The organism is Microcoleus sp. MON1_C5, assembly GCF_036701875.1.
GTDB lineage: Bacteria > Cyanobacteriota > Cyanobacteriia > Cyanobacteriales > Microcoleaceae > Microcoleus.
Genome location: NZ_JAUBRN010000023.1, coordinates 47,284 through 71,305, shown reverse-complemented (window position 1 = coordinate 71,305; position 24,022 = coordinate 47,284). Strand labels below are relative to the sequence as shown.

Annotated in this window: 13 protein-coding genes; 5 read left to right on the top strand and 8 right to left on the bottom strand. The window is 45.6% G+C overall.

What is annotated here, in order from left to right; all coding sequences use genetic code 11:
* Positions 1–30: 30 nt before the first annotated feature.
* Complete coding sequence (locus QUA71_RS13595; protein WP_333285634.1) at positions 31–4,071, top strand: AAA domain-containing protein; 4,041 nt, start codon at positions 31–33, stop codon at positions 4,069–4,071.
* A 214-nt stretch (positions 4,072–4,285) separates the two neighbouring features.
* On the opposite strand, the gene QUA71_RS13590 is transcribed toward QUA71_RS13595, so the two are convergent.
* The gene (locus QUA71_RS13590) at positions 4,286–5,194 is read right to left on the bottom strand and encodes a tetratricopeptide repeat protein (protein ID WP_333285632.1); all 909 of its coding nucleotides are present in this window, start codon (positions 5,192–5,194) and stop codon (positions 4,286–4,288) included.
* 582 nt (positions 5,195–5,776) lie between these two features.
* Here QUA71_RS13590 and QUA71_RS13585 point away from each other — a divergent pair.
* A complete protein-coding gene (locus QUA71_RS13585; protein ID WP_333285630.1) occupies positions 5,777–7,024 on the top strand; it encodes a hypothetical protein in 1,248 nt (415 codons plus the stop codon).
* A gap of 85 nt (positions 7,025–7,109) precedes the next feature.
* Here QUA71_RS13585 and QUA71_RS13580 read toward each other — a convergent pair whose 3' ends face one another.
* From QUA71_RS13580 to QUA71_RS13560, 5 genes are all read right to left on the bottom strand, one after another.
* A complete protein-coding gene (locus QUA71_RS13580; RefSeq protein ID WP_333285628.1) occupies positions 7,110–8,285 on the bottom strand; it encodes a homocysteine biosynthesis protein in 1,176 nt (391 codons plus the stop codon).
* 781 nt (positions 8,286–9,066) lie between these two features.
* Complete coding sequence (locus QUA71_RS13575) at positions 9,067–10,239, bottom strand: AI-2E family transporter (RefSeq protein ID WP_333285626.1); 1,173 nt, start codon at positions 10,237–10,239, stop codon at positions 9,067–9,069.
* 165 nt (positions 10,240–10,404) lie between these two features.
* Complete coding sequence (locus QUA71_RS13570) at positions 10,405–11,022, bottom strand: Uma2 family endonuclease (protein ID WP_333285679.1); 618 nt, start codon at positions 11,020–11,022, stop codon at positions 10,405–10,407.
* Positions 11,023–11,152: 130 nt separating this feature from the next.
* On the bottom strand, positions 11,153–13,327 hold the full coding sequence (locus QUA71_RS13565) for an O-linked N-acetylglucosamine transferase family protein (RefSeq protein ID WP_333285624.1): 2,175 nt from the start codon (positions 13,325–13,327) through the stop codon (positions 11,153–11,155).
* An 81-nt stretch (positions 13,328–13,408) separates the two neighbouring features.
* Entirely contained in the window at positions 13,409–13,597 is a 189-nt protein-coding gene (locus tag QUA71_RS13560) for a hypothetical protein (RefSeq protein ID WP_216670621.1), read from the bottom strand.
* A gap of 188 nt (positions 13,598–13,785) precedes the next feature.
* Between QUA71_RS13560 and QUA71_RS13555 the strand changes: the two genes are divergently transcribed.
* The 3 genes from QUA71_RS13555 to QUA71_RS13545 all read left to right on the top strand — a co-directional run bounded on the left by QUA71_RS13555 (position 13,786) and on the right by QUA71_RS13545 (position 18,147).
* Positions 13,786–15,105 carry a class I SAM-dependent methyltransferase gene (locus QUA71_RS13555; protein WP_333285622.1) on the top strand — a complete coding sequence of 440 codons (1,320 nt, stop codon included), beginning with the start codon at positions 13,786–13,788 and terminating at the stop codon, positions 15,103–15,105.
* A gap of 114 nt (positions 15,106–15,219) precedes the next feature.
* The gene (locus tag QUA71_RS13550) at positions 15,220–15,777 is read left to right on the top strand and encodes a type IV pilin-like G/H family protein (RefSeq protein WP_333285620.1); all 558 of its coding nucleotides are present in this window, start codon (positions 15,220–15,222) and stop codon (positions 15,775–15,777) included.
* A gap of 132 nt (positions 15,778–15,909) precedes the next feature.
* Positions 15,910–18,147 carry an O-linked N-acetylglucosamine transferase family protein gene (locus tag QUA71_RS13545; protein ID WP_333285618.1) on the top strand — a complete coding sequence of 746 codons (2,238 nt, stop codon included), beginning with the start codon at positions 15,910–15,912 and terminating at the stop codon, positions 18,145–18,147.
* 5 nt (positions 18,148–18,152) lie between these two features.
* Here the strand turns inward: QUA71_RS13545 and QUA71_RS13540 are convergent, their stop codons facing one another.
* Both QUA71_RS13540 and QUA71_RS13535 read right to left on the bottom strand, forming a co-directional pair.
* On the bottom strand, positions 18,153–19,181 hold the full coding sequence (locus tag QUA71_RS13540) for an FkbM family methyltransferase (protein WP_333285617.1): 1,029 nt from the start codon (positions 19,179–19,181) through the stop codon (positions 18,153–18,155).
* A 6-nt stretch (positions 19,182–19,187) separates the two neighbouring features.
* The gene (locus QUA71_RS13535; RefSeq protein WP_333285615.1) at positions 19,188–24,014 is read right to left on the bottom strand and encodes an FkbM family methyltransferase; all 4,827 of its coding nucleotides are present in this window, start codon (positions 24,012–24,014) and stop codon (positions 19,188–19,190) included.
* Positions 24,015–24,022 lie beyond the last annotated feature (8 nt).

The window sequence follows — 24,022 nt, the reverse complement described above, 5'->3', positions numbered from 1 at the left end:
AGGGATATGCTGTGGGAAAAGAGTGTCGGTATGAGCAACTTTGTTAAGGATGGGGCGAAGCGCTCGCGCTATGCTGCTGTGGAGCGAGTACGGGAGGGTTGGATTCGACGCCTAATCGATCTATCACGGCGCAACAACCTGCTATACTATCGCGAACTTAAGAGGGGGACACTTGATTTCTCAGACTGTAACTCCAAGGCATTGAAAGAGTTGCTGACTGGCAAGACTGTTCCGTTAATTCGTCTGCTACCGCAGGCTGAAGAACTCAAAGCCGCAGCACAGGTACAGGGAATCCGCCGCCGCGCACTTGCCAACTTAGAAGAAAAGGGGCTAGAAACGCTTTTCCTCGCTTTGGGAATGGCAACTTGGACTCCAACTGATGGAGGCCGTCCGCCAGAAGCTGCTGTCCTTCTGGTGCCAATTCATGTAGATGCACGCGGCGCAATAAAACTAAAACGTAGCGGCGAACTCCAGGTCAACCCCGTACTGTTGCACGCACTAGAGACAGAATATGGATGCCAAGTCACGCCAGAATGTCTGCTAGGGGAGGCAGAAAGCGTAGGGGAAGACGAGAGTCCAGACCTAGAAGCTGTTTATTCTGAGTTAACCAAAGCTGCCTCTGAAGTACAAGGCTTTGAGATTAAAACACGGGCAGTCCTCAGTAATTTCTCTTTCCAAAAGATGGCGATGGTGAGAGACCTGCGCGATCGCTTGAGTGAGATGGTAGCCAATGATATGATTTCCGCGATCGCTGGGGACATCACAGCCCGTCAAAATATCCGAGGTACGAGTCAAAACATTGATGTTAGAGAACTCGATCGCATCTCACCCGACAAGGAATTTCTCGTCTTCGATGCCGACTCAAGTCAGCAGCAAGTGATTCATGCAGTTCTGGCAGGGCGAAATGGAGTCATTCAAGGCCCTCCCGGTACAGGAAAAAGCCAGACCATTGCTAATCTGATTGCCACCTTAGCCGCATCAGGACAGCGCATCCTGTTTGTTGCTGAAAAGCGTGCCGCTTTGGAAGTGGTGAAAACTCGATTAGAGCAAAAAGGACTGGGGCATTTATTGCTTGATCTACACGGTGCAGCTATCTCGCGGCGAGAGGTATTACAGCAAGTAGCAGAAAGCTTGACACTGGTACGCAATATTTCCCCAGCAGACACCGGCAATCTCCACCAACGCTTTGTCGATCGAAGGAAGCGGCTCAATGACCATGTAGCACGACTGCACGATAAGCGCAAACCATCAGATAAGAGTATCTACGAGATTCAGGCTGAGCTTTTGTTGCAATTTTCTGAATCGGAGCGGATCAATATCCGCTTTCGCGGTGTCGAACTTAATCGACTCAGTGCAGAAAAGGCTGACACTGTAGAGCAACTCCTGGCAGAAATAAGTAGTGGAGAATTAACCAGTCTCTTTCTTGGCGACCATCCCTCCCCTTGGATGAAAGTCAAGTTATTGTCGGGAAACGCTGCGTTGCTGGCATCTGATGTAGTGCGGAAGATTGCTAGAGATCGTTTACCAGCATTTTATGAGTGCCTAGAAACGCTCATTTTTACTACCAAGCTAGAGCCACCTACTAACCTTAACGAAGCCGAGCAGCTAATAACACTCATCGAAGATGTTGAAAAAACCCTCTTTCTCTATTCGGAAGATATTTTTAAACAAGACTTAGAAAAGCAAGTCAATGCGCTGTCACCATTAAGAAACGGTTTCATCGCAGAGAACTTGGCATGGCTCTTTGATAGCAACTTCAAAAAGGCAATATCTACTCTTAAGAAACTACGAAAAGCTGGAGAAACCTCAAATGGGCAATTATTTCAGGAAGTAACCAAAGCATCGGAACAGTTGAGTCGTTGGCGATGGCTGTCGCGTTCGGCTTCAGTTCCGTGCCAAGTCACGTCTTTGAGTGCAGCACGAGACAACCTGAAAGTGCTCCTTACAGACCTAAATCGTATTGAACCCGATTTGGGGCAGGGTAATCTAAGTCAGTTACCGCTCCAAAATTTAAAAGAACTTTTTAATGAGCTGGCAGCAGACCTCAACATACCGCTACTGGTGGCGCGTCTTAAGGAAATTGAGCGCGAAATTGAACATTGTGGTGCGTCGTCAATTATTGCGGAATTCAGGCGGCTAAAATCTGATCCCTCCCTATGGTCGAAGCAATTCAAGTATGCCTGGTTTGCCTCCTGTCTCGACCAGGCGCGTGCCCAAGATTCAGCCTTAACAGTCTTCAATAGAGAAACTCATGAACAGTTGATTGAAGAATTTCGCGCCCTAGACCAGGAAAGAGTGAAGATCTCTTCCAATCGAGTCCGACGCGCCCATGCGGAACGTGTGATCGCTGCAATGAATGCCTATCCAGAACAGGAAGCGTTGGTACGGCGCGAAGCCGCTAAAAAAGCCCGACATCTGCCACTGCGTAAGCTTTTGGCAGAAGCTCCCGATGTTTTAACCAGCATTAGTCCCTGCTGGATGGCTAGTCCCCTCTCAGTGAGCCAGTTACTCGACGCTGACCGTCGTTATTTCGATGTTGTCATTTTCGATGAAGCCAGTCAGGTATTGCCAGAGGATGCAGTTCCGGCATTACTGCGGGCGGAAAGGGCAGTTGTCGCCGGGGATAAATACCAACTCCCACCGACAACATTTTTTGCAGGGGGTCTGGATGAGGAAGAGGAAGCCGAATCTCCATCCCCCGTTGAAGGGTTGGAGAGTCTGCTCGATTTGATGTCCTCTTTCCTGGAAACCTGGGAGCTTTTGTGGCACTATCGAAGTCGAGATGAAGCGTTAATTGCCTTCTCCAACCGCCACATTTACAACGATCGCCTGATTACATTTCCCAGTTCTGGTGGTTCACCATCTATCTCTCACGTTCTTGTGTCGTGTATTCCCGGTCAGGAGGGTCAGGAAGAAAGCGCTTCCAGGGAAGTCCAGCGAGTAGTTGAGTTAGTGATCCAACACGCCACTGAACAACCTAACGAAACGCTTGGCGTAATTACAATGGGCATCAAACACGCACAGCGCATTGAAGCAGCCCTCGATGCAGCACTTGGGGAACGTCCTGAATTAGCAGCTTTCTTTGACGAGGGTCGTCCGGAACGCTTTTTTGTCAAAAACCTCGAACGGGTTCAAGGGGATGAGCGGGATGCAATCCTGTTGTCTGTAGGCTATGGCAAAGACCGTTCGGGCAGGCTGGTGTATCGATTTGGCCCGTTGCTGACCAAGGGAGGGGAACGCCGTCTCAATGTTGCAGTTACGCGGGCAAGGCAGCGTATGACTCTGGTTTCGTCATTTGACCACCACGATATGGACCCGAATCGATCGTCATCGCGAGGTGTGGAACTGTTGCGACTTTACATTCAGTATGCAGCGAGTGAGGGCAAGATTCTTGGCGAAACCGAACAGTCTGGCGTGCCACTCAATCCCTTTGAAAAGGATATCTATGATGCACTAACAGGCAAGGGCATCTCGCTTCTGCCTCAGTGGGGAGTTTCGAGTTATCGAATTGATATGGTGGCGCAACATCCGCAGCAGGCTGGGCGATTTGTGCTGGCAATTGAGTGTGATGGGGCCAGTTACCATTCTCTAGGAACCGCACGCGATCGCGATCGACTGCGACAGCAACAACTGGAAGCACTCGGCTGGCGCTTTCACCGTATTTGGTCAACTGACTGGTTCCTGCGGCGGGACAAGGAGATACAACGCGCTGTGGATGCTTACGAAGCTGCTGTTAAGTATGCTAACCAGGTAGATGCACAGAAGAATAAACCGACCAAGCCAGTTCCACAAACTGCCCAACCTTGTACATCCCAATCACTCACTCCAGAAATAAACTCTCCTACAGCATTGCGGGGAACGCGACCCAATGTTCCAAAACGATCCAAAATTGACGATTACACTCAGACTGAACTTATGTCGCTAATTCGGTGGATATTATCAGATGGTTGTCTGCGTACCGATGAGGAAATTTTGAAAGTAATGCTACCAGAGCTGGGGTTCAAACGCCGGGGAGCGCGAATTGATCAAGCAGTTTTTGCAGCTATTGAGAGGCTGCGTTCTTCTAGGTGAGGATGAAGTTAAAATTTTGCACTCATCATACTAAAACTGCCTTGCAGCATAGTCCTCTAACAGCTTATCCTTTAGGGACAACCAAAATTTTCCGTCAGGATGCCGCTGCAGCTTGTAATTGGTAATTGGCGAAGAGTTTTGAATTATAAGTATTAAGTGTTGAATTTTAAACTTTTTAACTTATAACTCAAAACTCTTTCACTTAAAACTTTCCTTAAGGTTTCGGTAGCGCACCTTCAGGACTAGGAGAAGCAGCCGGTTCGGGAGTCGTCGTAGCCGCAGGAGAAGGCGAAGGAGTGCCACTAGCTAACTGATTTATTTGGTCTTTATAGTTAGGAGGAGCTAACTCAGTAGCTCGATCGAACAGCGTTTTTGACTCATCTGTTTTGCCCTGTTCCTTCAGCACGATCGCCTTTCCTAAAGTGGGGCGAAAATCTTTGGGATTAGCCTTAGCAGATTCGTCGTAAATTGCGATCGCTTCCTCGTAGCGCTTCTGCACAGCATAAACCTGTCCCAAAATCAACTGCACTGAAGTTACATCAACACTTTCCGGTTTCGCCAGATTGGCAGCCGGAGCAGCCTTCAGCGTATCTTGCAGCAATCCGATCGCAGCTTCGGGCCGCTGCTGTACCAGCAGCAAATTCACCAACCCCTGCAAAGCCTTAATTTCCCCAGGCTTAGACGCTAAAATTGACCTGTAAGCTTGAGCAGCCCCTTCGCGATCGCCCGTGCGTTCCTTAGCCTGAGCCAGCAAAATTCCGTATTCAGTAGTCTCAGGATTCAGCGAAGCCAACTTTTCCAAAGGAGCGATCGCATCCTTAATGTCCCCCACTCCTTGGCCGATCAACTCCAGCCGCACCTGCAACAATCCCCGCAAAGCCGTTACGTTGTCAGGTTCCCGCTGCAAAACCAATTCGTACCCCCTCGCCTGAGCTTGCAGCAACTCTGATTGCTTCTCCCCTGACTGCGCCGTCTGAGTAGGCGTTGGAGTCGATCGACTTTGCGCTTGGCTGGCCTTGAGAATACTGTCCAAAATTGGCACAAGAGAAAATCCCAAAAAAGCGATGAGCGACAGCACCACCACCACAGTAATCAACCCACGACGCTTATTTGCTTTTTCCATAATTCAACTATCCCAGCTTAAAATCTACTATTTTCTAAGAATTAACGCATCGCCCGGGGGCGTCTGCCATTTAACTAGATCCATGCAACCATAAAAGTTCTTAACTTCAAAGTCCGAACGGACAAAGCAGCCTTTTACTTGCAGCTAATATGGTAACAGACCCACAACTCCATGCTAGCTAAACAATTTTGGACACTCAGACCCGCAGCCCCAAGGACTGCGGTGTCTGTCCAATTTAGTCTGGTCAAGCTAAAAATTACCGAAAATATGGCGGATCAGGCCGTTAGGTAATTGGATTAAGTAAAATAGGCAAGCTGAATATCCTAAATGCTATTAGCCAGCAACTCCAACTCGGCGCGATCGCAGGATCGATCCGTCAGCAACTGCCAAAGTCCTTGATCGCAAGGATTTTAGCAGCCAGCGAACCGATCGGCACTCGTAGCGTTGAAAGTTGGCGTTGACGGGTCACAACCAGACCTACGGGCGCAAGCCCCAAGTCAGGTGCTAGTAGTTTTTAAAGCAGTTTCTTCAGTTTATTCCTAATTTCCCTTAAGGGATGTGTCTCCGCTGCAAGGAGTTTTTATGAACCCCTCTCCCAACCGGTCTTCCAAATCGTCCAAATCTACTTCAACTCGCAAGGCTCAGCCCAGCGAACAGGCCGTCAATCCGCCTAATGATCCAGATGCCATTCCTGAGACACCAGACGAAAGTTCGGTGCCTTCGGCGTCGGCTGCACCTGTTGACCCAAATCAACCGGCAACACCAACAGACGCCCCAGCGTCCAAGGATAGGCTGCAACGACCACGCTACAGTTCTGCCCCCGACAAGGACAAAACAAAGCCACAAGACCAGCCCAGCAATGCTCCCGCACCCCCCGCGCCTGCAGCGTCTTCGACATCTGTCAGCGATACTCCAGCCCTAGCAGTCGCACCGCCCGCAAACGCCGAGCCACCCGCTAACGAAAGTCCGGCCGATGAGGACATACCCTCCGTCATGCGCCAACATCCCATTCCCCCCCCCAGCGAACCCAGACAGTACCGAGCTGTTGGTTTGGTGCGGGGCCGCTACACGCAATCAGAAGAGCAATTCACCCGGGGTATGCTGATAGCTGCCGACGGAACTGCCATTGACGCCGTTTTGCTGGGTAGAGTCATGAGTTTAGTCAAAAATCACCTGGATCTGGAACAAGAACACCTGTGGGTGGTCTATCCCCGCACCAGGCAAGAAGACGGGAACTTGCACGCCCAGATTATGGGAGTTTGGGAGCCGGAAACGCTCAAGAAACCTCCCGAACCGTCCTCTGATGAGGAAAATCAGGAAGCAGCGGAGATTGAGGCTAGTGGCGAAGCATCGACCGCATCTTTGCCTCCCTCGGAACCTGATGTTGAAGATGGCTATTTTTCGATTAGAGGTGAGGTGATTTATCAATCCCAAGACGAAGAAAAGTATGTCATCGTCAAAATCAAGCAAGCTCCCCGCAAGAATGACGACAAGATGAAGTTTTTTAAACTGAAACTCAAGGGAGATTTAGCAACAAAAGCGATCGGGTTTTTTTGGGATTTCCACGTCAAATTGAAAGCTGACAGTCTGATGATTGAGCAAGCCAATAATATTGGTGCCCTGCCGATTAAAAAGCGGAAATTCCCCCCTGGCAGCAAGCCGCCCGGTGGCTTCAAAGGAGGAGGAAAGCGTCCGTTTACTCCTAGGCCCAGCGGTGACGGTGCTCCTGTAGGGCGTCCTACCATCAAGTCCGCAGCAGCCGCACCACCGCCTGTCCCGAAGGAACCTCTTCCTAAGCCGGTTAAGAAGCCTAAGCCGATCGAGGAATGAACCAATTTTAGATTTTAGATTTTAGATTTTAGATTAGTGTGTCCAAGACTAATTTACAACCGCTAAATCGCCAATCTAAAATCCTTTATTCGAGCCGGACTTGTGCGCCCCACAAATCTTGCGGGAGAAATACTCTGTCAGTGGGGAGGGGAGCAACTGGGGCCGTGAGGGTAAATTGACCCGCTTCAATTTGCTGTTTCAATTCCAATGCTACTTGCCGGGACAGAAACATACTCGCAAGGGGGGCGGCCCGCACAGGTTTGCCCTCTATCAGGATGCGACCAGTCTTTAATTGAGCATAGCTGACTAAACCGAAGGTGGGACGAACGCGCCGGGGGATAGAGAAATCTACCACCGGCGCTACTATTTTTTTGTCAGATACTGCACAGTTGGCGACGACGGTTTCGTTTAAGACGGGAAAGGGGATGCCGACTCCCAGCATCAGGGATGGGCCGTAGTTTTTGAAGTAGCAGCCGCGCACCCATTTCGAGTTCATCTGTTTGGCGTCGCCGATGAGTGCGAGGGTAGCGGCCGGGCCGATGGGGGTGCGGTTGGGCTGGCGTTTTTGCAGCGGGAAGTGCTGGGTCCCTTCCCAGGTGATGTAGCCCTGAGCGCCTCCTAGGAAGATGCGGGTGCCGATGCCGATGATTTGGAGGTCGGGGTCGTTGAGCAGGGGAGACATGGCTCCAAGGTTCGAGTAGACGGCGTTACCGAGGTTTGGTTGCAGGGGGCCGAGGTAGGTGAACAGTGGGCGATCGCCCCCATTGACGCCAACAATAAAGTTTTGATATGCGTTGCGGGGATTGAATAAATAAAACTGGTTGATGGTATCGCGGGTAATCGTGGTTTCAAAGGAGGCGCGGGGGTAACAGTCTGTTACCTGCCCCAAGGCTCGCAACTGCACGGGTTTCCCGGCAATCAGGTCTTCGATGACGTGTCCGCCGCCCCGTTCCCGGGATTCTTCGCCGTCTTCGGCTACTTGGGTGGCTCCCAGGTACAGGTCTACTGCCCCGAAGCCGGAGTAGGCTAAAACGCCGTCTAGCCAGCACTGGCGGATTTTTATCGGCGGGTCGGTATGGCCGAGGTTGATGATTGCACCGGAGGATTCCATCGGCTCGAAGGTGCCTGCGGTAATCACATCGACTTCTTTGGCTGCTTGGGTAATGCTGGTTTCTTGAACTCTAGTTTTGAGTTCTTCGATTGTCCAGACGGTGGCTTTGCCTTGGCTGATTTTATCGTTGATTTCGTCGATCGATCTCATAAGACTATTTTAGATTTTAGATTTAGATTTTAGTGTGATGGAATGTCGATCGAGCGAATGCAGTGTTGGCGATCGACCTCCTTGTTGGTCTTCGCTATAAATTTAGCTACAAACTCTGTGTATGCAATTGCTGCCTCACCCACTGCCGCCAATACCGGACAATAGCATTATCCTCCTGAGTTTCTGACATTTGTACTAGATGATGATTCAGCAAGGTTGCAGGCATAATTAGAAATTCGAGACTGTATTCGCACAAAAATATTATATCTGGGATTTTTAAGTTGGTAAATTTGAATCTTTCCTCCCTATACCGCCCACTTTAAATAATTCCTCTTTTATAAATTGGTAATCGATTCGATGAAACACTGGTAACATCGACTTCAATGACTAAACCTGGTGGCGGATTGTTTAAAATCTCATTTTTTTACCAAGAAAACTGCCAAGATTTTTCCTATAAAAACATGAATGTGGTTGCCTCCATTGTTGTAAATGGGAGCAATTTAAACTCATCGAACCCAATCCTTTAATTCTCAATTAAACCTCTTTAGTTAATGCGCTAACGATGTTTTTTCTCGGGCAATTTATGTTTTCGTGCAAGTCGGACGGCATCATGATTTATAGCACGCCTAGACTGTCAGGGAATTCAGAGGATCGGCGCTTTCCTGATTCTGCCAATAAGGTTTGATAAGTTGGCAAACTGATAAGTGATAAAAGCACTCTTTGAGTAGTTTTTAAACTGGGATTTTCAAGGGGTGCCACAGTCATCATCGAGCGATTTAAATTATGGATTTTCAGGAGTGTGGCTTTCGGTATTATTTGGGATTTCTAATTTTTGTTCTGGCAGGCTTTCTGGCTTGCTATGTGTTACTCCTATAGATTCGTACTCCTCGTCAATAGCGGTGTCGATCGCTGCTAGGTGTCTGGGATTGGTCTGCCACTGGTTGAGAATGTCTTTAATTAAAACTTCTCTAACCCAAACTTGAGCGACAACGGTGAGAGGAAGGGCAAGCAATAGTCCTAAAAACCCAAAAAAGGTGGCGAAGAATACTTGAGCTATTAAGGTAACAGCCGGCAATAGCGCTACTTGCTGCGCCATAACGTAAGGGGTGAGGAGGTTGCTTTCAAATTGTTGAATTAGAAAGTAGAGGATGAACACAAAACCTGATTTTAAGGGAGAGTCTAAAAGTGCGATCGTCACTGGAGGAATGACACTCAAACCGGGCCCGATATTGGGTATTAAGTTCAGCAAGCCTGCTAAAACAGCGTGAGCTAGGGCTAGGGGAACCTGCAATACTGATAAACCAATTAGGCTGAGAAAAGTGATGACGCTCATGCTAATTAAAGCACCGATTACCCATCGACCGAGGGCTATTTCGCATTCATCTAAGATTCCCTCGATTCGCCGCCGATAAAAAGAGGGAAATAGTTGGATAAATCCTTGGCGGTAAGATAATGGATCTGCTAATGTCATCAAGGTCAAAACTATGACTAGCAAAAAGCTGAGAATAACCCCTAATGTGTTACCGACAAAAGCTCCTGCACCGCCGACGAGTTGATTGAATAGGGGTTGCAGTTGTTGGATAATGTCGTTAATATCAAGATTCGGTAGCCGCTGACCAATTTGTCCCGAAAAGCGACTTTCAATCTGATCGATCCACTCATTTAATTTTGCTATTCCTTGAGGGCCTCTTTGGGTAAGTTGTTGAAACTGTTCCGCAAAGGGTGGTACAATGATGAGGAATAATCCTACGAAGATGAGGACTAGGAAGCTGACTGATAAGAGTACGGCGATCGATCTTTTGAGTCCGAATTTTTGCAAGTAGCGTGCTAGCCTGTTTAAGGCGGTGGCTAAGACGACGGCGGCAAAGAGCAGCAGTAGGGCCTGCCTGATTTGCCACAGGATGTAACAAGATGCGATGAGGGCTAATAAGCCCATCCACTGTCCTAGCTTCATTAGATTTTAGATTTTAGATTAAGGAATAGGGTATTGGGAATGGCTGCTTGCTAATTGCTCTGCTCCCCAGACGCGATGAATCGCCTCTATACAAGATACAGCAGATGCGCGCGATCGCATCTTTAATCGAATACCCCTACTCGGACATTAGCATAAGCAGCCACCTCAATTCCCTTTTGCAAACACCTGCTGCGCTGTCAGCTTCAATTCTGGGAAAGTTGGGGACTCAATACACTCGCCCCTTCGGAACAGTTTGACTGGGTATTCCCCGTCAATTAGTTGGTAAACCGAAAAGGTTGGTTGCTTGGGGTTGCCAATGAACCGTCTGCCACCCAATCCTAGATAATCTACAATCCAATATTCTTGAATACCCAGTGACTCATATGCCTCAAGCTTTAGGGCATAATCATCACCCCAATTAGTGGTAGTTACTTCTACAATTAGGGGAACTGATAAACCCATTGTGATAATTAATAATTTCTCCCATCGCGGCTCGTTTCCAATGGCTTGCTCGTTAAGTACAATGATATCTGGCTCATACCCCGATTCATCGCGCATGGGTTGGATGACGCATTCTTTGGGGATAAAATATGGCAGTTGTAGCCTTCGGATTTCCAAGTTGAGAGCGGCTAGGAGAACACCTATCAGTTTAGAATGTTTGCCTGTTGCTTTTGGCATCTCAACAATTTCTCCCTTGTGTAGTTCGGAGTGGTGTTGTGAATTTTCAGGATACCAGTCAATGAATTCATCGAATGTTACTAATTCAGGTATGATTTGAATCAGGGTGAGTGCCTCAAGTTTGGTTTGGATAGCTGTACAAGGAATTAAGATTTGGGCAAAAACATAGTCTTTAAACCAAGTAGCGATCGCACTGTTTGATGGCGTCTCTACTGCTGCTGTTGTTGCGATCGCCCTAACCTATAGAATCCTTGTAACCTTCAAGTCTTTCTCGAACAACTTCTTGATAAAAAGCCTCTAAAGCTGTCACGCAAACTTTATCGTCAAATAGATCACCTTGTCGCTGACTCATGCGTTGTGAAATGTCTCGGCGCCACTTGGAATCTATACCCAACTTGACAGCAATTTCAATATATTCTTCTTCATTTTTGGCGATTGTGTCTGTTACTCCCAGCATTTTGAGAAAGCTATAAGCATGAAGTCCCCGCATAAATTCTCCCGGACAAGTTACTATGGGTAAATTGCAGGCTATCGCCTCCAAAGACGTATTCCCCCCCGACCAAGTAAAAGTATCTAAAAAAACATCAGACAGAAAGTTAATTGCTATGTAATCTTGTCGAGTTGGAATAGTTCGGAACAGGCAGTAATGTTCGCTGTCGAGATTCACAGCAGCAAAAGCACGCTTTAACCGTTCCCGAAGCAATTCGCCGCGGGGGAAAATAAACTGAGCTTGCGGAAGGCGACGCGCAATTTCTGCTAAAATAAAATCATATTGTGGTAAGTATTTGAAAGGAGCTTGGCAGCATAAATAAATTACTGCATCTTCTCGGAGGTCAAAATCTAAGCGACTGTTGTTTAATTTACCGACGGTTGGTTTGGGGTAGGCAACGCCAATATTAGGCAACTTAATTAAGGTTTCTGAGTAGTGCAACTGTGCATTTTCTGGTTCCATCAATTCGCTGGAAATAAAATAATCAATCGTCGGTAAACCAGAGGTTACAGGATGTCCCCACGCCGAACATTGCACGGGGGCAAGCCGCAAAGCTGCTATTTGTATAGTTGGTGCATCCATGCCGATTTCTGGGAAGACCAGGATATGTAATTTGTCATCAATAATTTGTTGACATACGGCTTCTAGGTTGTGAGGAATGTCGTGAAATCGATCGCTGTATTGGCGGAATTGTTCTGTAATTGGATCGGGATCGTTACCCGTATAGTAACAGTAAATTTCAAATTCTTTGCGATCGCAGTAACGCAACCAGCCAGTCAACCATAAAGTGCCACTGTAAGAATGTAAGTAACTAGAAATATAACCGACTCTAATTTTGCCATTTTCCAGCAGTGGAGGCATTGGTTGCGGTTGCACCCACTGCGGATAGTTGGCTGTCATAACTTGATGCAGTAAATTAGCATACTTTGATTGCGATTCCACAACATTGTGAGGCTGATATGCTAGGTAAAAATTAGTGAAACTACTAAAACCCCGCAAAGCATTAATTTGGTCTTCGGGAGTTTTTAGGGAGGTTTGCTGAATTAAATTTTCTAATCCTTGGACAAATCTTTCCCTGTAAAATTGGATTTCATCTGATGTGTTATAAACAATGGGCAAAGTTAAGTGTCTCAAGAGTTGAAAAACATACTCATTGAGTAGTATTTGCGTTGTTTTTTCTGCCCTTGATCTCGCTTCTTGAGTGCGCCCGTTTTGCTGGCAAAGTTTGATGATTTGAAAGTGCAGTTGTCCTGCTGTCGGGTAATGGTCGATTCCTTCTTCAAGTATCGCGATCGCTTCTTCGATGAGGTTGAGTTTTATTAAACACTCGCTTAAGTTAAAATATATTTCTACATCTCCTGTCTGGGATTCTAAGAACCTTTGATAGTGCTTAATGGCAGCTTCATAATTTCCTTGAAAGTAGAGTGGGTTACTAAATTCTTTCAAAGTTAATGCTTGGGAGTCAAGGGTGATATTGCTCAGTTGTTCCTGTTGCACTACTGGAATTTGTGCCGTTCCAGACTCTGCTATTGCTTGGTGATTTTCCGCATTCAACTTAATTCGATATTTAATCTGTGGTAAAATATCCAGCCACTGGCTGCGAGTGAGGTTTTCTAATAAAATAATTTCGGGTTCGCAGCTAGTATCTAAATCTTCTTCTATGAAAAGATTCATGACAATTGCTGATAAAATTAGATTGGCATCTAACTCGGACTTTTCTAAAGGTTCGCTCACATCTATTAAAAGAGTTAGGAAATCGCGATCGGGATGATCTACCAGACTCCTAATAATTAGTTCTAACTCTAAATAAAGAGATTCTTCTGGTTGGCTCCAATCAGGAAAAATCAGCAAATTTAAGGGTTTCAGATTTAAGGTGGCTAGATCCATGTGATTGTCTGTCTCATCTATATTGCTGGGCATCGAGGGGTTTTGGTGTGAGTGTTCGATCGCCCCTGATTTAATTTAACTCGTCTTTGGGGGCGGGCGATCGCCCTCCATCCCCTATCTTGGCTGTTGGCGCGATCGCCAGCCGAGGATAGCAGCTAAGATGATACTGGGGGTAAAGACGGCAATTAGGGCATTGAGGTCGGTAGAGGGTATGGATAAGCTAGGCCCTGCGTACTTGATGGCGAGGGAAAGTGCGGCGGAAAGGGTGAATACTTTGAGGATGGGGCTGATGTTGGTGTTCATGAAGCTGGTAGTGGGTTGGGCGATGGGTTTTGAGAGTATTATTGCAAGTATGTGTTGCGGGTGGGCTTGCAGTTTGGGCGTGAGGTGGGGGCGATCGCTTTTCCCAGGCGAGGCGCTGATAAGATACCTTTACATCTTAGAATAGGAAGTACCACAGCACAATTTAGCAGCATCAGGAGCGATTCATAATGGATACCCAAGAACCAGAGTTAATAGATAAAATTCGTCAACAATTTGACAATGCCCCTTATCCGAGAATTCCCCTAGAGACATCTCCTAAGAATAACTATCAGATTCTGTATCTCCATAATTTGGTAACAGCTTACTATATAAGAAATCAGAAAGTCATAGAAACCAAAGGAAAAGTTATTTTAGATGCCGGCTGCGGCAGCGGGTACAAATCGTTAATTTTGGCAGAGGCAAATCCGGGAGCCAAAATTGTTGGGATCGATTTATCAGAAGAGTCTGTTAAGCTAGCCCGAGAACGCTTGCAATATCACGGCTTTGAGAATATTGAGTTTCATGCTCTGTCAATTGAAGAACTGCCTAGCTTAAACCAGCAGTTTGATTATATCAACAATGACGAGGTGCTTTATCTCTTGCCAGACGCAGTTGTCGGATTGCAAGCCATGAAATCTGTTTTGAAACCGGATGGAATTATTCGCACCAACCTCCACAGCTCCCTCCAGCGAAGTTCTTACTTTGCAGTTCAAAAAGTATTCAAAATCATGGGATTGATGGATGATAATCCTAGGGAGATGGAGATAGAGCTAGCCAAAGAAATTATACAGGACCTAAAAGATGACGTGGCTATTAAGTCAAGAACATGGAGTTCTCCAGCAGAAAAAAACGAAGAATGGATGCTGGCTAACTATTTGCTGCTGGGAGATCAAGGCTATACTGTACCTGAAGTGTTTTCAGCATTAAGAGATGCTGATTTAGAATTTATTAGCATGGTGAGTTGGCGGTTGTGGGACTTGACGGATTTGTTCAAGGAGCCAAATAACATACCTGCGTTTCTGGCAATGAGCTTGCCAGACATTCCTGTGGAACAACGGCTGCACCTGTTTGAACTTTTACATCCAGTTCATCGTTTGATAGACTTTTGGTGCGGTCTTCCCAACCAAGCTCAGTCGTTTGTACCAGTTTCAGAATGGACTGTGGCTGACTGGCAGCAGGCAAAGGTGCATCTGCATCCTCAGCTCAGAACTCCCCAGTTAAAAGAAGATTTGATTAAATCTATCACTAACCAGAGTTCCTGCGAGATTAGCCGTTATGTCACTTCGCCAACCTTAGTGCCGATTTTAATAGAGAGCAGTGTGGCAGCTTGCTTGCTGCCTCTGTGGGAGGGCGCACAGCCTGTGATATCGTTAGCGGAGCGCTGGCTCAACCTCAGACCCCTAGACCTTGTAACCCTGGAACCTGTGAATCAGGAGAGAGCCTTCAATGAAATCAAGGAACTCTTGATTAGCTTAGAAGTCTTTCTGTATGTGCTTTTGGAGCATTAAAGCCAGGAGGTGAAAAAAAAAATAGTTTGGGGTGATATTAAAGGGCTGGTAACTGGGTAAGTTACATACAAGAGTTAGAAATCAAGCATCCCACCCCTCTAGGAGAAACAACCAATGAAAACTGAATTTAAAGCCAGATTCCTGCAACACCTCAATCAAAAAAGACAGGACAAGGGTTTTACCCTGATTGAACTGCTGGTCGTTATCATCATTATCGGTATTCTATCTGCTATTGCTTTGCCCTCCTTCCTTAACCAAGCTAACAAAGCCAAGCAATCAGAGGGTAAGCAGTACGCTGGTTCTATGAACCGTGCCCAGCAAGCAAATTTTGCTGAAAGCGGTAAATTTGGCTCAAACGTGGAGGTTCTGGGGCTGGGCATTAGAACTCAAACCGAGAACTATAAATACAGCGTTATAGCACCAGGTGCTATTGACTCAAACACCACTCAGGTTGGAAATGTCGCGCACGGTCAAAGCACTGTACTCAAATCGTATATAGGATCGGTAGCTCTGATTACTGCACCAGGCACAGTTGACAAAAGCAGCACGGCAGTATTGTGCGAGAGCGCTAAGGCTGGTGCAGATATACCAGTATTGGGAAATACGCCTGCTGATGCTGCTGCTGGTAAGCTAACTTGCGACAACACTAACTATACTATAGTGTCGAAGTAGGAGACGCATCAAAGCAGGGATTCTTCCTGCAAGCCTAACCTGAATCTTTTAAGCAAGTGGGTAGTGTTGTTTACACTACCCATTGCTATTAAGGAGGTTGATAAAAACTGAAAAGCTTCAATTACTATTACTATGACAATCTCTTTAGAAAATATTTCATCGACTGTTCTAGCTGATTGGCAGCAACAAGCGCGTCAATATCTAATCCAAGGAGATTGCACTCAGGCTGCAAACCTCTACGAGCAGGCAATGGCAGCGGAGCCGGAAACTAAGTCCCACTACTGGCACTTGGGGTTGATGTTGCTCTTGCAAGGGCAAGAGATGGAAGCCCAAACGACTTGGCTGCTGGGCATGGCCGACGGGGAACCGGAACAAGTTGAGGAATGGACTGCTCAACTGTTAGATGTGCTGCAAATGGAAGCAGAGCGCCGGGAGGTTTTGTCAGACTACTCTGTTGCTTGGGCAATTCGGCATCATATCAGGGAAATTAATCCGGCGGATGTTAACAACTTGTTGCGTTTGATTGAGCTTTTCATCCGGCTTGAAACTTTTACAGGAGACGAACTGACTTCTGTTGGCTTAATCGAGTTGCTACAGGTAGAGCCTGCAATTGAGGTTGACGCAGCTCTGTTGATGCAAGTATTGCAAAGTGTTTTGGCTCGCGAACCCTCGCATCCGTTAACGCTGGAGTTTGCAGAAGCTTGTCTCGCTCATGTCTGCGAACCTCAAGTTTATATCGGAATTCTATTAGAAACTGCTTGCGAGCTAGGCTATATATTAAAAATAACTAGAGTAGCCATACGCTTGGCTGAGCTGGTTTTGCGCTTAGATTCAGAGCATCCAGAGATGGTTCGCCACTTGGCTTGTTTTTATCAGAATGCCGGTGAATATGATCAGGGGATAAAAACAGCTAAGCTTTTCTACTCATTAATACAAGAGTTACCGGCTAAAGTTTATGCGAATCACCTGATTTTGCGGGGGTTGATGAGTGCAGGCGGATACTGGGAAGAAGCTTGTGCGATACTCAAGCGGCTCAAGTCAGATCAGGAGTTGCTGATAGCAGAGCAGCCGACATCGCTTAACTTATCGACTGTTGACGACTTATTTGTTACTAGCTTTTTTTACCCATACTTTCAGGACGAGCCAAGAAATGGTAGAAAAATTAGCAACCAATTGGCTCAGCTATGCCAACTCAACGTTCAAAACAACAACAAGGAGCAGATAGAGGGGTACCGACAGCGACAGTTAGCTCGAAAAAGCCGGGGCTTTTCTGCTAAGCCGCTGAAGATTGGCTATTTGTCCCACTGCCTGAGAAGGCATTCTGTGGGCTGGCTAGCGCGATGGCTGTTTGAGCACCACGATCGCGATCGCTTTCAAATTCATGCCTATTTTCTCAATTATGTTAATACCGATCACTTTTTACAAGAATGGTATGTCAATCACGTTGATAAAGCCTATCGGTGCGGGATTGTCAGTACCAACGTTGCCGAGCAAATCGATAAAGATGAGATTGATATTCTGATCGATCTCGACAGCATTACTCTAGACATTAACTGTGAAGTGATGGCGATGAAACCCGCGCCCGTTCAAGTCACTTGGTTGGGTTGGGATGCTTCAGGAGTGCCTGCAATTGACTATTTTATTGCCGATCCATACGTGCTGCCGGAATCAGCGCAGGATTATTACAGTGAAAAAATCTGGCGCTTGCCCCAGACTTACATAGCTGTGGATGGTTTTGAAGTGGGAGTGCCAACATTACGTCGCGATCAGTTGAAGATTCCTAACGATGCTATTGTGTATCTCAGTAGTCAGAGCGGTTACAAGCGCCATCAGGACACAGCGCGACTACAGTTGAAGATTTTGAAGGAAGTGCCAAATAGTTATTTTTTAATTAAAGGGGGGGCTGACGAACAATCGATTCAAAAATTCTTTAACCAGTTAGCAGAAGAAGAGGGTTTGGAGGGCGATCGCTTGCGATTTTTGGCAACAGTTACTTCAGAAGAAGTTCACCGAGCTAACTTAGGTATTGCGGATGTAGTTCTGGATACTTATCCTTACAATGGAGCCACAACCACTCTAGAGACTCTTTGGATGTGCATTCCCTTGGTGACGCGAGTCGGGCAGCAATTTGCAGCTCGCAACAGCTACACTATGATGATGAATGCAGGGGTAACAGAGGGAATTGCTTGGACTGATGAAGAATATGTCGAATGGGGAATTCGCTTAGGAAAAGATGCTGCTTTGCGGCAACAAATTTCGTGGAAACTGTGGCAGTCAAGGCAAACTTCTCCGCTTTGGAATGCCCAGCAGTTTACGCGAGAGATGGAAAAAGCATACGAGCAGATGTGGCAAATTTATCTCCAAAGTTAGCCTTATTAAGCTATACTCTCAAACGAGTCAATATCACAATCACTAATATAATCCCGAATTCTGGCAACGATAGGCAGGGAACCTAGTCCCTGCTTAACTAGCTCGGGAAATTGAGCTAGGCCCTCAATGATATTGTTGGCAAAGTTATATTGGGGGTTATTGCCATGTTGCAAAGTTAGATACTCCAATAATTCTAAAGCGTAGTCGGGGAAATTCATAATATCGGCAATGCAAGCCAATTTAAGAATATTGTCAGGTGTTGCCATATTTTGATTAATGTCTTCTCCAATTAAATCGCGGAAGTAAAACGCATCTCCCCACAGTAATTGTCCGCCGCGTAGTGTTGAACCAATAGGGGAATGACTGCGGAAACGGCGAGCACCTGTTAAATCAAATAGTGTAAAACCTTGCTTCCTGAGATAGATATCTACATCTGCAAACAAAGGTTGATTTAAGTATAAATTTGAAAACGAAACTTCAACTTGAACACCTAGAACACTTCGTTTTAAAATTTCTACTGCACCTTCTAATACCAAAAGTTCGGCACCTTGAACATCAATTTGCAGGAAATCTATTTCATCAATTCCTTCCTGCTGGCAGAACTCATCTAAAGTGGTGGTTTCAAGTTCTATACAAAAATCTAAGTTCACCAGTTCGGGTAGTCCTAAAAAACGCTCCAAGTAAGGTTCATTCGGTGGATAAAGCGAACTGCACATGGGATGTTGTGTGACATAAAGTGTAGATTCACCTACAGAGTTTGCTAAGGCTAGAGGAATATGTTTTTCAGTCCAATTGACTTGTCGTGATTCAAGGTCAGCATTGGCTGCTTGGCAAGCATCTGCATCTGCATCAAAACCGTAGATAGTCAGCCGAGGTGCAAAAATATTCCATCCCTGGCTGCCATAGTCATCTTGGCTTGTTAATTTACGACAGCCCACATTACAAAGTGTCATGTGAACTTGCTCTAAATGACCACTTTTCTTTAAGCTTTCAATAAAAAATGTCATAATCAAAGTATCCTCTTCTGTTTCCAAAACTGATTATTCTTGAGTTAATAGGTAACTTTGATTTGGGGGTAAAGCGATTATATTCATATTTCCGTGCAACTCCTCGGCGGAGTTTACAGGAATTAGGTTCTGCAAGTAAGGTTGATAGCGGAATAATCTATATCCTTTCCCTCTAAGGTAGTCAGCAACAGGTAAATTGCTCTCTTTACTTCCGGCAGCGATATTTTCATACATAATGACGGGAGCAAATTCAGATAAGATTCTGTCGCTGCCTGTCAATACTGACAGTTCGTGCCCTTCAACATCTATTTTGAGGAAATCTAGTCGGCTCAAGTTTTCCTGCTCAATCAAGCTGTCTAGAGTAAAGCAGGTGACTTCTTCAAAAGAGTCTGACTGCATTTCTGCGACAGCTTCGCCAGTGACGATTTTGTTTAATTCACTGGCCGGAGAAAGAGATAAGCGAACTGTTCCAGAGCGATCGCTGGCAGCACCGGCACAGACTTTCACCCAGTTTAGATGATTTATTCTACAGGTTTCTTGCAAATAGCTAACGCACCCCGAAAAAGGCTCTACTGCCAGCACGTGGCCTTGGGAACCGACCCGGAGAGCAGCGCTAAAGGTGTAAACTCCTACATTAGCACCCACATCGATAACAGTCATGCCTGGTGCGATCGCACTGCGCCAAAATTCCATTTCTTTTTCAAACCAGTCTCTTTCGGCAATCAATACGCTGCTGGTTATACAACCGTAAAACCTCGGTTCAACTGCTAATAAAAGTTGAGTTTCAAAAGGCACGTAAGTGAAGGGACTGTTAACTTCTAAGTCAGTCCATCTCCACTCTAGAGAATTGGGATGCTGTTGACCCAATTCTCTAGCAAAATTTAGCCATTGCTGGGCATATTCTATCTGCTCTAAATCTTTACAGGCGATGTATAGAGCTTGCAGCACGGGTGCGGAATTCGAGGAAATTTGTTTGGCACGGTGCAAATACATGACTCCTTCCGATTGATCGTTTAGCAGACTGTATACTCCTATTTTTAAGTTTATGGAACCAGAATCTGGTAAAACTTGGGCCGTTAGGTGCAGCAGCCTCATTCCGAATTCATTGTAAGAAATAATCTGCGATCGACCTAGTGCTTCAATTAACAATAATATCGATTGACTGCGAGCGTCTTCGGCTTGTAAAATTTGAGTTAGCTGTTCTGCTTGGTACGTCTTCAAACTACTAGCAGTCGGTGGCAGATAAACAAGAGCTGGAGGAATTTTTTCTAGTGAGCTGCCAGCAGACTGCTGAATACCAAGGGATACCAAAAAATGAAAAGCTTCTTTAATTGATTCATCGGATTCCCCAGTCAGGGCAAGAACTAGGGCAAAATGAGCTGCACAGAGTGGATGATTGTATAAATCAACTGCACTCTTTAAGGCTTCTAAAGCTGTATTGATATATATTTCTTTGAGGGATGATTCCTGGCACTGCTCTGCTTCTATCAAAGCGACTACAGCAAAATTGTTTAAATCCGTCGCTGATACAGGTTCTTCCCAAGATGTATTCTCAATAATTGAACCTACGCGCGACAAGGTATCTAAATCGATAGTCGGACAGTTTCTTTGGAGGTATTCTAAGTAGAAAATGGCGGGGGGTTTTTCGTTAAAATTATTGTGTCTTTGAGAAATTGTGAGAAATAAACTTTCTGGTAAAATCAACTGCCAATCTCCTGTTTCTGATTGGACGGCTCGCTTGCGACTGAAGCTAGCGAGATCGCAGCAGGGAAGGTTTTCTGCTTTTGCTGCTGCGATCGCCTGTTTATTTTCGTTCTCTAAGACAAGTCTAGCCTGGATGCGGCTCAACAGCGCTTCCCGCTGTTTTTCCTCCAGTTGTCCTACCAAGGAAATTTCGGCACACTCAGTAACGTCCAAATCTTCTTCTATCAGCAGATTCATAGCGACACTGGATAAAATCAGATTTGCATCCTCGTCAGAAATGTTGCCAGTATCTACAAGTAATGTCATCTTCATTCGATCGGGGTGAGAAGCGATCGCCCTGATAACTTGTGTAAATTCTTCGCAAATCGTCTCTTCTGATGCTAGCCAATTTGGGAAAACGATTAAATTGATTGACCCCAGCTTTAAAGGCAAGAATGCTGCATCTATCAAAGCCAAACTCACCGTTTTCGCCATTTTCGACCACGAAAAATTTTGCGCTTGTTTGAGACCCGCAGCAATTAAGGCCTTGCGAACATCCGGCTTTTGCACTTCGCAAAGCGCATTTGCCAGTTCGCTAACATCAGCATCGTTAACATATAATGCAGCTTTCCCTGCGACTTCAGGTATAGAGGCATTTGCACAAGTAATGACTGGACATCCGCAAGCGATCGCCTCCAGCACAGGTAAGCCAAAACCTTCATACTTCGACGGATAAACCAGTGCAACAGCACCGGAATAAGCAGCTATCAACTCTTCATCGCTGAGTTGCAGTACGATATGCACCGTACAACCTGACGTATAGGATCTAAACTTTGTATCTAATAAAAAATCACTCCCCGTACAGACAATTTCAAACCCTTGTCTGCTTTCAAGTTGAGCAAAAGCCTGAAAAAACAAAGTTCCATTCTTATAGCCAATTCCAGGCCCGATCAAAAGAAAGTATGGCTTTGAGATACCGTACTTGTTTTTAAAATGATTAACTGCCTCTGGACTCGCTGGTGAAAATTTACTGTTAACTCCGCAATGAGCTACAGTTACTGAATCTGAGGCAATATCTGGAAAAAACTTTACTAAGTCACGGGCTGTATTTTCGGAAATGGCGATGTATGCAGATGCGTGGCGAATCCCGAAATGCTTTTCGCGCCACATCGGTGTACTTAAATTTACTCCTTCAAATTCTGGAATCATGTCATACGCTATGAATGCAGAGGGAGTTGATAGGGGAGTTGTGTAGTAAGTCGAGATAAATAAGTCTGCACTCTGTTCGTCGCAAACTTGCTGCAGCATTTCGCGATCGGCATCCACTGTGTCATAGTTGTAATCAGGCAAAGGACGGTACTGGATGCCGGGAATTTCCGGTACTGTTCCCGTTCTGTCAATAACAACTACGTGTTCGGAAAAACCGTTTTCTACCCATTCTTCTAACAGAGATTTCCAGACCCGAGCAATTCCCGTTTTATAGCGCTGAAAAAATACGCCGTCTACAATTATTTGGGGAAATGGCTTTTGAGGTTTTGCCGATTTTTGTTGCTGAGGTACTTCTACAAACTTCCAGGTATTGCTATCTTTTTCTTTCTGCGCGATCGGCTGGATGTCACAAGCCTTTGCAGTATCGACCGCCGTTAAATCTTTAACCCAGGGAAAATACTGACTCAAGCAAACCGGGAATCTAGTTTGTCGCTGCAACTGGGTCCATTTAGCAACAGCATTAGCATAACCGTAGTATTCCTCTTTAAAACGCAACTGTTCTATTGTGGCGTAAGCGAAATGTTGAAAAATTAGCCCGGCTTCTTCAGTTTCTTCGTGTAAAAAAGGAGTGACCTTAGCCACATCCCGCCAACCGTCAGAATTGGGTTCCGCTAATATTGGGGGTTCGTGTGCGACCCAAAATGCTCCCGGCTTAAATCTCCAAGTACGCAACCAATCTTGTTGAGGATTCTGAGCATAACAATTGCGAGTGCTAATAACCAGATTTTCTCCAACAAAATACCAGCACCAGTAGAAAGCTGCTGTTTTTTCAGGATGATTGATAAACATCTGTCGCGCCGTACAAATTTGATCGGCTGTCCACAGTTCATCTACATCCAATTGCCACAGCAAACATTCCTCTCTAATGTTTGTCAATGGCGCATTCGTCATTTCGCGTTTTCCCTCCCAGAAAACACCTTCCGGTTTGCGATATACTGTAATGTTTTCAGGGTATTGTCTTGCCAGTTCGTCAATGTACTCAGCAGTTCCGTCATTACTGCGTCCGTTGTTGTGAATTTCGTCCGCAATTTTTCCCCCTGAGCTTAAAGACCAAGCTGTATCGTGCTTCAAGTCTGCTACACCCTCAACAATATGCCAGTGCCACTGAAAAGGTAACTCTTTTAAAACTTGGATATGGTACCGAATAAACGGTTGTCCATTGAGAACGATTGTGAAAAAATGTAGGGGCATATCGGAAACTTGGCGATTTTTTTCTATTGCTTCAGTCTTCTTGAAAACCGAATAACCGTGACGCAAAAATAGATTTTGCTCTACCAGTACATAGTTGGAATCTGAAAGTAATCTGCAATAATTCTGATAGTTCTTAAACGTATCGATGTCGTCAAGCATAATAAACTTGGCTCCATATATTTCGTCAAGCTCCCCTCGTCCCGTAAATTCAGAGCCGTCTATTATCACTACATCAAAAATATCGATGTTATTTTCTTGCTTTATTTTTTTGATTCCGTTCTGCTCAACCCCGGATTCTTCAACATATTTTATATTATCTCGTAGCCAATCTATTACCTGTTCTAGTGGGTAAACTCTTAAACCTGTATTAATGTTGTTGTAGAAGTTGATAACTTCTTCTTCCTCGGGAAATTCTTCTAAAGAAACAGTAGAGACGTTGTAGCACTTGACAAAATCATCATTAGCATATCTCTTTTTTAGTTCAGCAAAGCGAGGTTGTGAAATTTCTATACAGAATAGCGTTGGGTTGTTCGGATTTTGCCGAATCCCTGTCACCAATGCCTCTGTACTTCCTTCTCCCGATGACGAGCCAATTTCTAAGACAGTTTTAATATCTTCGTTGTGAACAATCCTTTGAATTGCCCGATAAAATCCATCATTTTTAATCTCAGGTGGAATTATCCTGTTGAACGACGATTGAAAAACATTATTGTTCATAAGTTGCA

Excerpts from the sequence above, each read along its gene's own strand:
- QUA71_RS13590 (WP_333285632.1), bottom strand. The coding sequence starts at position 5,194 with ATGGAAAAAGCAAATAAGCGTCGTGGGTTGATTACTGTGGTGGTGGTG.
- QUA71_RS13585 (WP_333285630.1), top strand. The coding sequence starts at position 5,777 with ATGAACCCCTCTCCCAACCGGTCTTCCAAATCGTCCAAATCTACTTCA.
- QUA71_RS13560 (WP_216670621.1), bottom strand. The coding sequence starts at position 13,597 with ATGAACACCAACATCAGCCCCATCCTCAAAGTATTCACCCTTTCCGCC.
- QUA71_RS13535 (WP_333285615.1), bottom strand. The coding sequence starts at position 24,014 with ATGAACAATAATGTTTTTCAATCGTCGTTCAACAGGATAATTCCACCT.
- QUA71_RS13595 (WP_333285634.1), top strand. The coding sequence starts at position 31 with ATGAGCAACTTTGTTAAGGATGGGGCGAAGCGCTCGCGCTATGCTGCT.
- QUA71_RS13555 (WP_333285622.1), top strand. The coding sequence starts at position 13,786 with ATGGATACCCAAGAACCAGAGTTAATAGATAAAATTCGTCAACAATTT.
- QUA71_RS13565 (WP_333285624.1), bottom strand. The coding sequence starts at position 13,327 with ATGCCCAGCAATATAGATGAGACAGACAATCACATGGATCTAGCCACC.
- QUA71_RS13550 (WP_333285620.1), top strand. The coding sequence starts at position 15,220 with ATGAAAACTGAATTTAAAGCCAGATTCCTGCAACACCTCAATCAAAAA.
- QUA71_RS13580 (WP_333285628.1), bottom strand. The coding sequence starts at position 8,285 with ATGAGATCGATCGACGAAATCAACGATAAAATCAGCCAAGGCAAAGCC.
- QUA71_RS13575 (WP_333285626.1), bottom strand. The coding sequence starts at position 10,239 with ATGAAGCTAGGACAGTGGATGGGCTTATTAGCCCTCATCGCATCTTGT.
- QUA71_RS13545 (WP_333285618.1), top strand. The coding sequence starts at position 15,910 with ATGACAATCTCTTTAGAAAATATTTCATCGACTGTTCTAGCTGATTGG.